Origin of the sequence: Burkholderia sp. BE17 (genome assembly GCF_009362305.1) — a bacterium.
GTDB lineage: Bacteria > Pseudomonadota > Gammaproteobacteria > Burkholderiales > Burkholderiaceae > Burkholderia > Burkholderia pyrrocinia_C.
In genome coordinates this window covers 103,846-117,198 of record NZ_WHNU01000009.1, presented here as the reverse complement: position 1 = coordinate 117,198, position 13,353 = coordinate 103,846, and the positions used below count along the sequence as shown (strand labels likewise).

Sequence of the window (13,353 nt, the reverse complement as noted above, 5' to 3'; positions counted from 1 at the left end):
TTCAGACCCAACCAATCGCTGACCGGGAGACAAGATGCCCACGAACCAGGATTCACGCCCTACGGACGGATCGGATCACGGAGAATTCTCGCTAAGCGAAGTTCCGCTCGAGAAACGCACCGGGTTCCTGTCCATCACGATGGTGTTGTTGAGTTTCACGTTCTTCACGGGAACGATGTTTGCAGGCGGCAAGATCGGTGTCGCGTTCGACGTCGTCAGCATGATCCAGATCGCCGTGATCGGAAACCTGTTGCTCGCCGCCTATGCGGCGTCGCTTGCGCTGATTGCCGCCCGCAGCGGCCTGAATGCCGTGCTGATGGGGCGATTCTGCTTCGGGGAAATCGGCAGCAAGCTGTCCGATTTCCTGCTGGGCTTCGCCGAACTCGGCTGGTACGCATGGGGAACCGCGACGGTGGCCATCGTATTGGTCAAGCTGCTGGGGTGGCCTGCCTCCGTTACCACGCCGCTGATGATCCTCTTCGGCTTCGGATTTTCGATCACGGCCATCATCGGCTATCGCGGCATGGATGTGCTGTCGCGCGTCTCCGTGCCGTTGATGTTCGTGCTCCTGATGACGTCGATGTGGATCGCCACCCGCGATATCGGCGGCTGGGCCGGCCTCACGCACGTCGTGCCGTCTCATCCGATGCAGTTCTCGGCGGCGGTGACCATGGTCATCGGCACCTTTGCCAGCGGCGCCACCCAGGCAACCAACTGGACGCGCCTCGCACGCAGCGCGCGCAGCGCCGTATCGGCAAGCATGATCGGGTTCTTCGCGGGCAACGGCCTGATGATCGTCGCGGGCGCATACTGCGCAATCGTCTATCAGCAAGCCGACATCGTCGAGGTGATGATGCTGCAGGGCCTGTCGATCGCAGCGGTCGTGATGCTGTGCCTCAATCTCTGGACCATCCAGGGGCCGACGATGTATAACGTGGCGGCCGCCGGATGCCATCTGCTGCGCACCGAGCGGCGCCGCACGCTCGTACTCGTGGGCGCGGCGATCGGCATCGTGCTCGCGGTCGGCGGGATGTACGAGTTGCTGATTCCGTTCCTGGTGCTGCTCGGCTCGATCATTCCGCCCGTCGGCGGTGTGATCATGGCGGACTACTGGTACCGCCATCGCGGGAAATACCCGTCGCTTGCCACCGCCCGCCTGCCGCGCTTCAATCCGGTCGGCCTGGCCGCGTATGCGATCGGCGCCATACTCGCCTATACGTCGCCGTGGATCGCGCCGATCGTCGGCATCGCGGCGTCCGCCGCCGCCTACGTCGTGCTGCTGCAGCTTGCCCGCGCCTTCTCGCGCGAACCGTCCGTCCAGGGTGAATGATTCCGCTGCGCCCCCTTCCGTTCCATCGAACAAAAGGAATCCTCATGAAAATCGTCAACGCCAGATTGCGCGGCCATAGCGGCCTCTTCACGATCGACATCGATGCGGACACGATTCGCGGCATCGACCTCCAGACGTCGCCGCCGGCGCTTCAAGGAGACGCCGTCATCGATGCAGGCGGCAATCTCGTCATCCCGCCGCTGGTCGAACCGCATATCCATCTGGATGCGACGCTGACCGCGGGCGACCCCGAGTGGAACATGAGCGGCACGCTGTTCGAAGGCATCGAGCGGTGGGGCCAGCGCAAGGCCACCATTACGCATGACGATACGAAAGCCCGCGCCCACACCACGATCGGGATGTTGCGCGACAACGGCATCCAGCACGTGCGCACGCATGTGGACGTCACCGATTGCACGCTTGCCGCATTGAAGGCGATGCTCGAGGTCAGGGACGAGGCGCGCGATCTCATCGACCTGCAGATCGTCGCCTTCCCTCAGGAAGGCATCGAGTCGTTCGAGAACGGACGTGAGCTGATGGAGCGCGCGATCGACATGGGCGCCGACGTCGTCGGCGGCATTCCGCATTTCGAGAACACTCGCGACCAGGGCGTGAGCTCCATCAAGTTCCTGATGGATCTCGCGGAACGCAAGGGCTGTCTCGTCGATGTCCATTGCGACGAAACCGACGATCCGCATTCGCGCTTCCTGGAGGTGCTCGCCGAGGAGGCGCGGGTTCGCGGGATGGGCGCGCGCGTCACCGCCAGCCACACGACCGCGATGGGTTCCTACGACAACGCTTATTGCTCGAAGCTGTTCCGCTTGCTGAAGCGGTCGGGAATCCATTTTGTTTCGTGTCCGACCGAAAGCATCCACCTGCAGGGGCGTTTCGACACCTACCCGAAACGACGCGGCATTACGCGGGTGGCGGAACTCGATCGCGCCGGCATCAACGTGTGCTTCGGACAGGATTCGATCAAGGATCCGTGGTATCCCGTCGGCAACGGAAACATCCTGCGCATCCTCGACGTCGGCCTGCACGTGTGTCACATGCTCGGTTATGACGACCTGCAGCGCTGCCTCGACTTCGTCACGGAGCACAGCGCACATGCGATGTCGCTGGGCGATCGCTACGGCATCGCCGTCGGGCGGCCGGCCAATCTGCTGATCCTCGACGCGGATTGCGACTATGAAGTGATCCGCAAACAGGCAAAGGTACAGTTGTCGCTCCGCGCCGGGAAGGTCATCATGCAGCGCGCGCCCGAACGCATCACCTATCCTGAAGCGGGCACGTATTGAGCGCGCGACGACGACGCTGGTCCGACATGCTTGTGGAAGAAAAGCGATGAACCCGTCCGGGCCGACTGCAGGAACGCCCGCCCGGCCCCACGGCCGGCGGGAAGCGCTGCGCGACACGCTGGAGGCGGCCATTCTCGCCGCTGCCGAAGAATCGTTTTCCACGTACGGATTCGACGGGAGTTCCGTTGCGACGATCGCGGCGGCCGCCGGCTTGTCGAAGCAGAACCTGATGTACTACTTCCCCACGAAGCTGGCGCTCTACAAACGCGTGCTGGACGACGTATTGCGCGACTGGCTCGGCAGGATGCGGGAGTTTGCTGCGCCCGATCGCGAGCCCGCGGAAGCGATGTCGGCCTATATCCGGGCCAAACTGGAATTCTCCAGAAGTCGCCCGCATGGATCGCGGGTTTTCGCGCTGGAGATCATCGGCGGCGCGAAGATCTATGGAAAGGAAATCCGCAAGCAACTGATTCCGGTGTTGCGCGACGACATCCGCATGCTCGAACGCTGGATCGACGCAGGCAAGGTCAGGCAGGTCGATGCGGAGCACCTGTTCTTCCTGATCTGGGCCGCCACGCAGGCGTATGCGGATTTCGCTCCCCAGATGCTGCTGGTGCTCGGCAAGCGCACGCTGGGAAGCGACGATTTCGACGCGGCTTACCGCACCATCTCGGGCCTGGTGCTCAAGGCGCTGATAACCGAAGACGGAACGACGGAATGACCGCTTGACCGCCTCGGTCGCCATTCATGCACGGCAATCACGAAGGCATGCGCGGCTGCCCGGCACGATCCGCATTCGCAGGGGAAGTGCGGGACGACATCGCGACGATGTGCGCTTCGTCGCCCGCTCCACTGCTGCTCGCCGGCGAACCGCCGATCAGTCGTCGTGCTTGTAGCGCTTCTTGTTCTTGTGCTTGTTGCCGCGGTAGTAATCGTTGGAACGCGAGTTGTTGCGCGACACGTGGCCGCCCAGCGCAGCACCCGCGCCGCCGCCCACCGCGGCGCCGACGAGGCTGCCGGCCGTGCCGCCCATCGCGTTGCCCGCGGCGGCACCCGCGCCACCGCCCAGTGCGCCGCCGACGACGGCGCCCGTGCGTTCGCGCTTGTTCGACGTCACCGCACCGCCCGCGCCACCGCCCACGGCGCCGCCGATGATCGCGCCCGTGCTCCCGCCGACTGCGTTGCCGACCGCCGCGCCCGCGACGCCACCCAGCGCGCCGCCCAGTGCATTGTTCGTGTCGCTTGCCACGGCCGGCAGCGACGCCACCGCCGTCACACCGACCACCACTGCCATCCCGGCCAATTTCTTCAGCATCTGTCTGCCCTTTCCAATTTCTGAGATATCGGTGGGCGAATTTAGCATCTTTCCGTTAAGCCCATCGTAATGGAGCGTTAAATCGGGCTTTCCTGACCGGAATCGCCGCCGTGCCGAATTCGGCACGCACGTTCGACCGCGCCACGACGCGACGGACGTTCCGCATCGGCTCCCCGCATGATCCCGGCGTTCTTCCTTCCCGCGCCCGCGATCCTGCATTACCATCGTGCGTCCGCCGCGCCTGCCTGCTTCCGGCAAGCGAGCCCAGTCACCTCCCCGTTCCCGCACCGATGCTCGCCCTCGTCATCCTCGCCGGCCTCTGGGCCGGCCTGCAGAACACCCTCGCGGGCGGCGGCTCGTTCATCACGCTGCCCGCGCTGATCGTGTCGGGCATGTCGCCGCTCGCGGCGAACATCACGTCGACGGTCGCGCTGTTTCCCGCGCAGGTCACGACGGGCTGGGCGAGCCGAAACATGGTGCGCGGCGCCGGCAAGCTGTCGTTTCGCGCGCTGTTCGCGATCAGCGTGGTCGGCGGCGCGCTCGGCGGGCTGCTGTTGCTGAAGACGCCTTCGTCGATCTTCTCGCGCCTCGTGCCGTGGCTCGTGCTGTTCGCGACGATCGTGTTCGCGTGGGGCAGCTTTTTCCGCAAGCCGAGCGAAGGCGCCGCGCACCTCGGCACGATTCCGGCCGCGGTCTCGCAGTTCATGATCGCGATCTACGGCGGTTACTTCGGCGGCGGGCTCGGCTTCCTGATGATGGCCACGCTGACGATGGCCGGCCTGTCGCCGCGTCACGCGATGTCGACGAAGAACGCGCTCGCGGGCGTGATGAACGCATCGGCCGTCGTGCTGTTCGTGACGTCGCCGCAGCTGCACTGGGGCGCGGCACTCGCGCTCGGCGGCGGCGCGATCGTCGGCGGGCTGCTCGGCACATGGGCGCTGCATCGCGTGAACGAACGCGTGCTGCGGATCGGGATCGTCTGCATCGGCGCGCTGCTCACCGTCGGGTTGTTCGTCAAGCCGATCTGACGCACGCACACCGCTGCCGCCGCCGCGGCAGTCATTCCGATTCACCGCCGGCAGCCCGGCACCAAGCGATGCTGCCCGGCGCGCTCCTCCACGATTTCCTGCCGTGGCTGCCGGTCCGGGCCGGCGTGCGCGTTCAGCCGAACGGCCGCACGCCGATCAGCGGGCCGTGCAGGAACAGCGCGAACACGGCCCACACGACGAGCCCGGCCGCGATCGCCACCGCGTCGCCCGGCAGCCCGCCGGCCGGATAACGAACGCCGTCGCGGCGATCGCGCGTACGCGACACGACGAAATCGACGAGCGACCACACGAGGAACGCGCCGAACAACACGACCGCGTGCACCGTGCCGTTGATCAGCAAGTGCGCGACGGCCCAGACCATCACGCCGGCCAGCATCGGATGCCCGACGAGCGTCTTGATCCGGTTGCGCGGCACATACGCCGCGGCGATCAGCACGAACGCGAACGCGGTCAGCATGCCGGTGAGGTGGCGCACGCCGACGGGCGACACCCACAGTAGCGTCGCACTCTCGCGCGCGATCCCGTAGCCACGGACGATCAGCACGAAGCCGACGATCGACGCGACCGCATAACCGGCCTTCCAGCCTTTCTCGCCGATTCGCGCGATCATCGCGGAGCGCCAGCCGTCGGCGACGATCCGGATCGAATGCACACCGAGGAAGATCGCTAAACCGAGAATCAGGACGAGCATCGGCTGTCTCCGTCTGGAATGATGAGTGGGGAAGCGTCGCGCGCGGCATACGATGCGCCGTTCGCGGAGCCGGTGGCGAGGCCGGCGCGGGTCGCACCGGGCACGGGCGCGATCCGCGCCGATCATAAACGCCGGGGCCGCCGTTGTGAAGCATGCAGAATGTGCGGTGTGGCAAGCTTTGCGCTTTCGTGCGTCGGATCTGCGGCCGCCCCGCTACCCTTTCGTACGCCGCCGGCGCCCCTGCCGCTTCGATATTCGACCCATTGGCGTGGATGCGACACGGTCGGTGCGGGCGAGCGCGCCCAACGCCGGTAGGCGGGATTGACTGGCTCGGGCTTGGCGCAAACATGCGTCGCGCATCCGTGCGTTGCGTACGGCAGCCACTGCGCGTCGCGCGCATCGGCCGGCGATCGAGTAGTCGGAAAGAAAGGAGAACAGACATCGCGAAGCTGGGGCTTCGCGTGATCGACACTAGGCTTTCTTACGTGTCGATGACGATTTCGAAGTCAATTTGGTTGCCATTTCCGGCGACGGCTTTGCAGTCCGTTGAGATGCCGACTTCGATTTCTGCCCTGCCGCCGGTTTTGGCGCGGGTTTCGGTGCGGGTTTCGGCGAAGATTTCGGCGAAGATTTCGGCACGGGTTTCGGCGAAGGCTTTGGCGAAAGTTTCGGCGCCGCCTTCGATGCCGGTTTCCGCACAAGCTTCGACGCCGTCCCGGATGCCGTCTTCGGCGCCGCCCTCGCCTTGCGCTTCGGCGGCCCCGCCAGCAGCGCTGCGCGATACGCGCCGCGACACCAGTCGAACAGCGCGCCCGCATCCTCCAGCACATCGGCCGGCGTCTCGTAGTAGCCCTCGAGCGCGATGGTGCGCGTACGCCCCGAATACGAAAACGGCCCCATCCCCGCCGCGATGAACGCCGGACGGTTCACGTCGTCGACACGCAGGAACATCGACCCGCGCGCCAGGAAGCCGAACATCACGCCGTCGAGCCGCAGCGCGGCGCCGCTGAAAAACCGCGTGACTTCGATATGGCCGAGGCTCGCGATCTGATACGCGATCTCCTCGCCGTGCGCCTTGTCCGCCTGCCAGCTCATCGGCCGCCCTTGTCCGTCAAGCGGCGCCGATACAGCGCTGCGTCCACGCATCGAGCGCCGCATCGTCGAAGCCGACGGCCGCCGCGCTGTCGCGAATCTGCCGCCACGTCGCGCGGTCGACCGGAATGCCGCCGGCGCCGCGCGCGGCGCGGCTCGCTTCCTCCGGCTCGCCGGGCACCTGCACCGGCACATCGCCCGTCTGCGGCGACGCCTTCGCCCATGCGACGAACGCATCGGCTTCGCGCTCGGCATCGGCCGCGTCGAACGCTTTCGGATCGATCAGCACCGACAGCATCCCGTTGACGATCGCGCTCGTCTTCTGCAGCGTGTCGCCGTACGTCGTATGCCCGCCGACGAGCGCGCCGCCGAAGATCTCGCACATCGCCGCGAGCGCATAACCCTTGTGCAGCCCGAACGGCAGCAGCGCGCCGAACGGCTGCTCGTGCATCACGGCCGGATCGTCGGTCGGCTGGCCGCGATGGTCGATCAGCGACCCGGCCGGCACGCGCTTGCCCTGGTTATGCGCGACGCGTGTCTTGCCATACGCGATCGCGCTCGTCGCGAAATCGAGCAGCAGCGGCGGCCGGCCCGCACGCGGATACGCGGCGCAGAACGGATTCGTGCCGAAGCGCGGATCGGTGCCGTGCAGCGGCGCGACCAGCAGGTCGCCCGGCACGTTGACGAAATGGAACGACACGAGCCCCGAGCGCGCGCACTGCTCGGCCCAGTGCCCGATGCGGCCGAGGTGATGCACGTCGCGCAACCCGATCGCGCAGATGCCCATGCGCCGCGCGCGCTCGATTCCCTCGACCATCGCCTCGAACGCGATCACCTGGCCGAAGCCGCGCCCGCCGTCGATCGTCAGCACCGCGCCGCCGTCGCGGACGATCGACGCGTGCCCGTTCAGCTGCAACTGCCCTTCCCGCCACGACGCGACGTAGTTCGGGATCATCCCGATCCCGTGCGAATCGTGGCCCGCGAGATTCGCGCCGACCAGGTGATCGGCGACGAGCCGCGCTTCGCGCTCGCTGCTGCCGGCCCGTTCCCAGAGTGCCGCGACGAATGCGTGCAGCGGTTCGGCGCGCATGCGCAGCGGTTCGGTGTCGGGTGTCGGCAGTGCGGTCATCGGCAGGGTTCCGTCAGGTCGGATCGGGTTGGGCAATCGGGACGTCGAACGGCCGCGGCGATCAGCGCGCGGTCGCGATCACGTCGGCAACCGCTGCGGTCAGCTTCTTCGCGTACGGCACGTGCAGGAACTCGTTCGGCCCGTGCGCGTTCGACTTCGGCCCGAGCACGCCGCACACCATGAACTGCGCGGACGGGAAGCCTTCCTGCAGCACGTTCATCAGCGGGATCGTGCCGCCGAGGCCCATGTACGCGCAGTCCGCGCCGAAGTGACGGCGCGACGCGGCGTCGAGCGACGACGCGAGCCACGGCGCGAGATCCGGCGCGCTCCAACCCGTCGCGGCGCCCGCGTCCGGCTTGAACGTGACCTTCGCGTTGTACGGCGGATCGAGTTCGAGCAGTTCCTTCAGCTGCTGCACGGCCTGCGCGGCGTCGACGAGCGGCGGCAGGCGCAGCGACAGCTTGAACGCGGTGCGCGGACGCAGCACGTTGCCCGCATCGGCGAGCGCCGGCATGCCGGCCGCGCCCGTCACCGACAGCGACGGACGCCACGTCGAATTCAGCAGCGCCTCGCGCGGATCGGTCGTGGTCGGCAGCACCGGCTTGCCGTCCGCGCCGCACGCCCACGGCAGCCCCTTCCATACTGCATCGCCGAGAATCGCGGCGGCCACGTCGGCTTCGCGCACGCGGCTCGACGGGATCTCGCAATGGAACACGCCAGGCAGCAGGTTGCCGTTCTTCGCGTCCTCGAGACGCTCGAACAACTGGCGCATCACGCGGAAGCTCGACGGCGCGATGCCGCCGTAGACGCCCGAATGGATGCCTTCTTCCAGCACCTCGACCTGCAGGTCGCCGGACACGAGGCCGCGCAGCGACGTGGTGAGCCACATCTGGTCGTAGTTGCCGGCGCCCGAATCGAGACACACGACGAGCGACACCTGGCCGAGCCGGTCGCGCAGCGCATCGACGTACGGCAACAGATCGTAGCTGCCCGATTCCTCGCAGGTCTCGATCAGGCCGACGCAGCGCGGCCGTTCGATGCCCTGCTCGTCGAGCGCGCCGAGCGCCGCAAGGCTCGCGTAGATCGCATAACCGTCGTCCGCGCCGCCGCGGCCGTACAGCTTGCCGTTCTCGAACTTCGGCGTCCACGGGCCGAGGTCCGCGCGCCAGCCGTCGAATTCGGGCTGCTTGTCGAGGTGGCCGTACAGCAGGATCGTGTCGGTGCTGCCCGAGCGCGTGGCGGGCGTCTCGAAGAAGATCACCGGCGTGCGGCCGGGCAGGCGCACGATTTCGAGCTTCAGGCCCTTCACGGGCTGGCGTTCGGCCCACTGCGCGGCATCGGTGACGACGCGCTCGAGATAACCGCGCTTCTCCCAGTCGGGATCGAACGCGGGGCTCTTCGCGGGGATCGCGATGTAGTCGGTCAGTGCGTGGAGGATTTCATCGTTCCACTTGCGCTCGATGAAGGTAACGAGCTTGTCATGGTCGAGGACGGGGGTAGTGTCGACGGAGGTCATGGTGGGGGGCCTGGATCGGGCTGACGAAAAACCAGATCATACGCCGTTGATCCGCCGTCCGCGCCCCCTTCCGCGCGCGTTCAGACCGCCCGCGGGAACGCGTCGCGCAGCCCTGCTGCGCACGCGAGCGCGTCGTCCCACAGCCGCCGCGTCAGTTCGCCGGCATCCTCTTCGCGCGCGAGCGCCGCGGCCTCGCCCGACCACAGCAGCGAGAAATCGTCGCGGCCCTGCCGCTCGAACGCGCCGCGCAGCGGATCGACCGCGGCCGTCGCGAGCGGGAACGCGGGTGCGAGCGCGCTCATCGGCCCCTGCTCGCGCATGAAGCGCGTCAGCAGCCCGCGCGCCGGGCGGCCCGTATACAGGTTGGTCACGCGCGTGCCGTCGTCGCGCGCGGCACGCACCGCCGCGCGATGCTGCGCCGAGCGGCCGGCCTGCGGCGTCAGCAGGTAGCCGGTGCCGATCTGCACCGCACGCGCGCCGAGCGCGAACGCGGCCGCGATGCCTCGCCCGTCGGCGATCGCGCCGGCCGCGATCACCGGCGCGCGCACCGCGTCGACGATCTGCGGCAGCAACGCGAACAGGCCTGGTTGCGCGTGGATGTCGTCGGTCAGGAACATCCCGCGATGGCCGCCGGCCTCCGCGCCTTGAGCAACGATCGCATCGACGCCGCGCGCATCGAGCCAGCGCGCTTCCTCGACGGTCGTTGCGGACGAAACGACCAGCGCGCCGGTGCGCCGCACGCGCTCGAGCAGCGTGTCGTCCGGCAGCCCGAAATGGAAGCTCACGACGGCTGGCCGCAACTCCTCGACGACCGCGCACATCGCTTCGTCGAACGGCGCGCGGCCGGGACCGCCCTTCACGTCGTCCGGATCGAGCCCGGCTTCCGCGTAGTAGCCGGCGAGCGATGCGCGCCAGCGCGCGTCGACCTCCGCGTCGGGCGCCGGCGGCGTATGGCAGAAGAAGTTCACGTTGAACGGCGCGGGCGTGCGCGCCCGGATCGCCGCGATCTCGTCGCGCAGTTGCTGCGGGCCGAGCGCCGCGCATGCGAGCGAACCGAGCCCGCCGGCTTCGCAAACCGCGATCGCGAGCGGGCTCAGCGAACCGACCATCGGTGCCTGGATCAGCGGCAAACGGGAAGGCAGCATCGTCATCGGAGTCCTTTTTCGGGATTTTCGGAATGCGTGGCCATCGCAAGCGTCGGCGGCCGTTCAGGCGGCCGGTTGCCCCGGCAACTGGCCGACCCACGCGGCAAGCTGCGCTTCGCCCTCTTCGTCGAGCCTGCCCGTGAGCACACCGTACCATGACGCGATCGCGTCGGCCGGCTGCGTGGCCTTCAGGACCTCCAGGCTCTTTTCCAGGAATGTCGGAAAGAACGGAATGCCGCGCATGTACAGGAACGTCGAATCGGTGATGCGCACCTGACCGTACACGTCGCGCATCCACGCAAGATGCGGCAGCGCCTCGTGAAGATGGCCGCTTTGCATCAGCGCGGAGATGAAGTTCACGCATGCGGCGACGTCCGACTGCTCGCGCGTTTCATGATTGACCTGGGCGGCTTTCTGCATCCACGCTTCGCCGCGCTCCACCTCGCCGCACATCACCGACGTCGTCGCGAGCTGCACCGCGTTGTGCGCGCTCGGCTCCTTGTCGAACAGCGCCAGCCAGTACTGGAACGCCTCCGGGTAGCGATCCATCGCCGAATACGCGAGCGCGCAAAGCCGTGCCGCATCGGCGAGACGTTCGGCGTGCGGCGCGGCACCCGCGATCGCGGCCTCGTGCCGGCCGGCCTGGTAGGCCGCCAGCGCAGGCGCTAGTTCGGGCGCGATGTCGGGGCCGTTTTGCTGCTCCGGCGCCTCCTGCTCGCCGGTCGAAGGCACTTGCGCCGCCGTCGACGCCTCGTCGCGCGGTTTCTTTCCGAACAGCTTTCCCAGCAAGCCCATGATGGTTTTCCTTTTCGTTGTTTTCGTTGTCGCACACGAACGGCTTCGTTCGCCGCACGCTATCTTCCGCCGCTATCTTTCGCCGCGATCCATTCCGCGCCGGTACGCGGCCGGGCTCGTCGCCGCGACGCGCCGGAAATGCCGGCGCAACGATTCCTCGGAGCCGAACCCCGCGCGCGCCGCGACCTGCGCGAGCGGCAGCGCGGGTTGCGCTTCGAGCATGTCCTTCGCGACGTTCACGCGTTCGCGGATCAGCCATGCGAGCGGCGACATCCCCGTCGCGTCCGCGAACTGGCGCTGCAGCGTGCGCGTGCTCATCGCGGCCTGCGCGGCGAGCGACGCGAGCGTGTGCGGCTCGGCCGCGTGCGCGCGCATCCAGTCGATCAGCTTCGCGAGCCGGTCGCTGCCGCCCGGCGCGACCGGACGCGGCACGAACTGCGCCTGGCCGCCGTCGCGATGCGGCGGCAGCACGAGGCGTTGCGCGACACGGTTCGCGACGGCGCCGCCGTGATCGCGGCGCACCAGATGCAGCAGCATGTCGAGCCCCGCCGCCGAACCGGCCGACGTGACGATCTGCCCTTCGTCGACGTACAGCGCATCGGGATTCACGCGCAGCGCCGGGTAACGCGCCTGCAGGCGCTCCGCGTAACGCCAGTGCGTCGTCACGGTGAGCCCGTCGAGCACGCCGGCCGCCGCCAGCACGAACACGCCGGAACAGATCGAACAAAGCCGCGCGCCGCGCCGATGCGCGGCCCGCAGCTTCTTCAGCAGCGGCTCCGGCGGCAGTTCTTCGGAATCGCGCCAGCCGGGAATCACGATGGTATCCGCGCGATCGAGCGTCGCGAGCCGGTACGGCGCGGCGACCGTGATGCCGCCCGCCGCGCGCACCGGCCCCGGCTCGCTCGCGCACACCGCGAAGCGATACCAGTCGACCCCGAGTTCGGGGCGTTCGAGCGCGAACAGTTCGACCACGCAGCCGAATTCGAACGTGCAGAGGCGATCGTAGGCGAGCGCGACGACGAGATGATTGTGCATGGCGCGATGTTACCGGAACTTGTCGATCGCGCCACTGCCGTGAAACGCGCCGAACCGCGATACTGCATTCCATCCCGGCGCATTCCGCGCCCGTTCATCCAGGAGAGCCTGCCCATGTCCTTCGTCACCGACGTGCCCGCCGCCGACAGCCCCGCCGCCCTCGCGCATTTCGAGGCATCGCTGCGATTCGAGACCGATTGCTGGGACGTGCACGACGCGCTCGCGTCCGGCGCACCGGATTTCGTGCTGCTCGACGTGCGCGGCCCCGACCAGTTCGCCGCCGGCCACGTGCCCGGCGCGCGCAACCTGCCGCGCCGCAAGATCGTCGCGGGCAAGCTCGCCGGCTATCCGGCCGACACGCTGTTCGTCGTCTACTGCGCGGGCCCGCACTGCAACGGCGCCGCGCGCGCGGCGATCGCACTCGCGCGCCTCGGCCGCCCCGTCAAGCTGATGATCGGCGGCGTAACGGGCTGGCTCGACGAAGGTTTCGCGTTGAGTAACGAACTGCAGCCGGCGGACGCCGAAGCCCACTGATCATTATTAAAAACGCAACAATCAATTGCCGGCACACAAACGGAAAAAGCGCGACAATCAGCCACATTGCAGTTCGGACGGAGCAGCACAATGAATGATGCAGTCCTGATTCAAGTGGCCGGTTCGGTCGTCGCGATCGCGCTCTATTTCCTGCCGGCCGTCGTTGCCGACCGGCGCGGCCGGCACGACAAGCTGACGATCGCGATGTTCAACGCGCTGTTCGGGTGGACCGGCATCGGCTGGCTGATGACGCTGTACTGGGCGTGCCAGCCGAACCCGCGCACCGATGTCGCGCAGACGATCCTCGCGAAACGCCGCGGCATCAGCATGCGGACCTTCTCGACCGGCCTCGTCGAACGCGTGCAGCGCCGCGTCGCCGCCCAGGAGCAATGGGCTGAGAAGCAAGGCTGCCGTTAAGTCCCTC

14 protein-coding genes and 1 pseudogene are annotated in these 13,353 nt (G+C 67.7%); 6 read left to right on the top strand and 9 right to left on the bottom strand.

Going from position 1 to position 13,353, the window contains the following annotated elements; all coding sequences use genetic code 11:
- The first annotated feature begins 34 nt into the window (after positions 1-34).
- Genes codB through GD429_RS10375 form a run of 3 tightly spaced genes read left to right on the top strand, consistent with a single transcriptional unit; the run spans position 35 to position 3,349 of the window.
- A complete protein-coding gene (gene codB / locus GD429_RS10385; RefSeq protein ID WP_152856857.1) occupies positions 35-1,330 on the top strand; it encodes a cytosine permease in 1,296 nt (431 codons plus the stop codon).
- Between the two features lie 44 nt (positions 1,331-1,374).
- Complete coding sequence (gene codA / locus GD429_RS10380; RefSeq protein ID WP_152856856.1) at positions 1,375-2,628, top strand: cytosine deaminase; 1,254 nt, start codon at positions 1,375-1,377, stop codon at positions 2,626-2,628.
- A 46-nt stretch (positions 2,629-2,674) separates the two neighbouring features.
- Positions 2,675-3,349: a TetR/AcrR family transcriptional regulator gene (locus GD429_RS10375; protein ID WP_152856855.1), complete on the top strand. Its 675-nt coding sequence runs from the start codon at positions 2,675-2,677 to the stop codon at positions 3,347-3,349.
- 156 nt (positions 3,350-3,505) lie between these two features.
- Here GD429_RS10375 and GD429_RS10370 read toward each other — a convergent pair whose 3' ends face one another.
- Positions 3,506-3,943, bottom strand: coding sequence for a hypothetical protein (locus tag GD429_RS10370; RefSeq protein ID WP_072444247.1), 438 nt, complete (start codon positions 3,941-3,943; stop codon positions 3,506-3,508).
- Positions 3,944-4,233: 290 nt separating this feature from the next.
- On the opposite strand from GD429_RS10370, the gene GD429_RS10365 reads away from it, so the two are divergent.
- On the top strand, positions 4,234-4,971 hold the full coding sequence (locus tag GD429_RS10365) for a sulfite exporter TauE/SafE family protein (protein ID WP_152856854.1): 738 nt from the start codon (positions 4,234-4,236) through the stop codon (positions 4,969-4,971).
- A gap of 133 nt (positions 4,972-5,104) precedes the next feature.
- Here the strand turns inward: GD429_RS10365 and GD429_RS10360 are convergent, their stop codons facing one another.
- The 8 genes and pseudogenes from GD429_RS10360 to ftrA form a co-directional block, all read right to left on the bottom strand.
- A complete protein-coding gene (locus GD429_RS10360) occupies positions 5,105-5,683 on the bottom strand; it encodes an NnrU family protein (RefSeq protein WP_152856853.1) in 579 nt (192 codons plus the stop codon).
- A gap of 481 nt (positions 5,684-6,164) precedes the next feature.
- Positions 6,165-6,479 (bottom strand): hypothetical protein, encoded by a 315-nt coding sequence (locus GD429_RS42000; RefSeq protein WP_415748932.1) that lies wholly within the window; start codon positions 6,477-6,479, stop codon positions 6,165-6,167.
- Positions 6,480-6,514: 35 nt separating this feature from the next.
- Positions 6,515-6,778 (bottom strand): annotated as a pseudogene (locus GD429_RS41995) (TfoX/Sxy family protein); the annotation flags it as partial.
- Between the two features lie 16 nt (positions 6,779-6,794).
- Positions 6,795-7,904 carry a malate/lactate/ureidoglycolate dehydrogenase gene (locus tag GD429_RS10350; RefSeq protein ID WP_152856851.1) on the bottom strand — a complete coding sequence of 370 codons (1,110 nt, stop codon included), beginning with the start codon at positions 7,902-7,904 and terminating at the stop codon, positions 6,795-6,797.
- A gap of 61 nt (positions 7,905-7,965) precedes the next feature.
- Positions 7,966-9,420, bottom strand: a complete 1,455-nt coding sequence (locus GD429_RS10345) for a M20 family metallopeptidase (protein WP_152856850.1) — start codon at positions 9,418-9,420, stop codon at positions 7,966-7,968.
- Between the two features lie 80 nt (positions 9,421-9,500).
- Entirely contained in the window at positions 9,501-10,571 is a 1,071-nt protein-coding gene (locus tag GD429_RS10340) for an NAD(P)H-dependent flavin oxidoreductase (protein ID WP_152856849.1), read from the bottom strand.
- Positions 10,572-10,628: 57 nt separating this feature from the next.
- Positions 10,629-11,360 carry a hypothetical protein gene (locus GD429_RS10335; RefSeq protein ID WP_152856848.1) on the bottom strand — a complete coding sequence of 244 codons (732 nt, stop codon included), beginning with the start codon at positions 11,358-11,360 and terminating at the stop codon, positions 10,629-10,631.
- A gap of 72 nt (positions 11,361-11,432) precedes the next feature.
- On the bottom strand, positions 11,433-12,395 hold the full coding sequence (gene ftrA / locus GD429_RS10330; RefSeq protein ID WP_152856847.1) for a transcriptional regulator FtrA: 963 nt from the start codon (positions 12,393-12,395) through the stop codon (positions 11,433-11,435).
- Between the two features lie 114 nt (positions 12,396-12,509).
- On the opposite strand from ftrA, the gene GD429_RS10325 reads away from it, so the two are divergent.
- Together GD429_RS10325 and GD429_RS10320 are read left to right on the top strand one after the other, a co-directional pair.
- A complete protein-coding gene (locus tag GD429_RS10325; protein ID WP_152856846.1) occupies positions 12,510-12,929 on the top strand; it encodes a rhodanese-like domain-containing protein in 420 nt (139 codons plus the stop codon).
- A gap of 90 nt (positions 12,930-13,019) precedes the next feature.
- The gene (locus GD429_RS10320) at positions 13,020-13,346 is read left to right on the top strand and encodes a superinfection immunity protein (RefSeq protein ID WP_152856845.1); all 327 of its coding nucleotides are present in this window, start codon (positions 13,020-13,022) and stop codon (positions 13,344-13,346) included.
- Positions 13,347-13,353: the final 7 nt, after the last annotated feature.

Coding starts and splice junctions, on each gene's coding strand:
- codB (WP_152856857.1), top strand. CDS start 35: ATGCCCACGAACCAGGATTCACGCCCTACGGACGGATCGGATCACGGA.
- codA (WP_152856856.1), top strand. CDS start 1,375: ATGAAAATCGTCAACGCCAGATTGCGCGGCCATAGCGGCCTCTTCACG.
- GD429_RS10375 (WP_152856855.1), top strand. CDS start 2,675: ATGAACCCGTCCGGGCCGACTGCAGGAACGCCCGCCCGGCCCCACGGC.
- GD429_RS10370 (WP_072444247.1), bottom strand. CDS start 3,943: ATGCTGAAGAAATTGGCCGGGATGGCAGTGGTGGTCGGTGTGACGGCG.
- GD429_RS10365 (WP_152856854.1), top strand. CDS start 4,234: ATGCTCGCCCTCGTCATCCTCGCCGGCCTCTGGGCCGGCCTGCAGAAC.
- GD429_RS10360 (WP_152856853.1), bottom strand. CDS start 5,683: ATGCTCGTCCTGATTCTCGGTTTAGCGATCTTCCTCGGTGTGCATTCG.
- GD429_RS10350 (WP_152856851.1), bottom strand. CDS start 7,904: ATGACCGCACTGCCGACACCCGACACCGAACCGCTGCGCATGCGCGCC.
- GD429_RS10345 (WP_152856850.1), bottom strand. CDS start 9,420: ATGACCTCCGTCGACACTACCCCCGTCCTCGACCATGACAAGCTCGTT.
- GD429_RS10340 (WP_152856849.1), bottom strand. CDS start 10,571: ATGACGATGCTGCCTTCCCGTTTGCCGCTGATCCAGGCACCGATGGTC.
- GD429_RS10335 (WP_152856848.1), bottom strand. CDS start 11,360: ATGGGCTTGCTGGGAAAGCTGTTCGGAAAGAAACCGCGCGACGAGGCG.
- ftrA (WP_152856847.1), bottom strand. CDS start 12,395: ATGCACAATCATCTCGTCGTCGCGCTCGCCTACGATCGCCTCTGCACG.
- GD429_RS10325 (WP_152856846.1), top strand. CDS start 12,510: ATGTCCTTCGTCACCGACGTGCCCGCCGCCGACAGCCCCGCCGCCCTC.
- GD429_RS10320 (WP_152856845.1), top strand. CDS start 13,020: ATGAATGATGCAGTCCTGATTCAAGTGGCCGGTTCGGTCGTCGCGATC.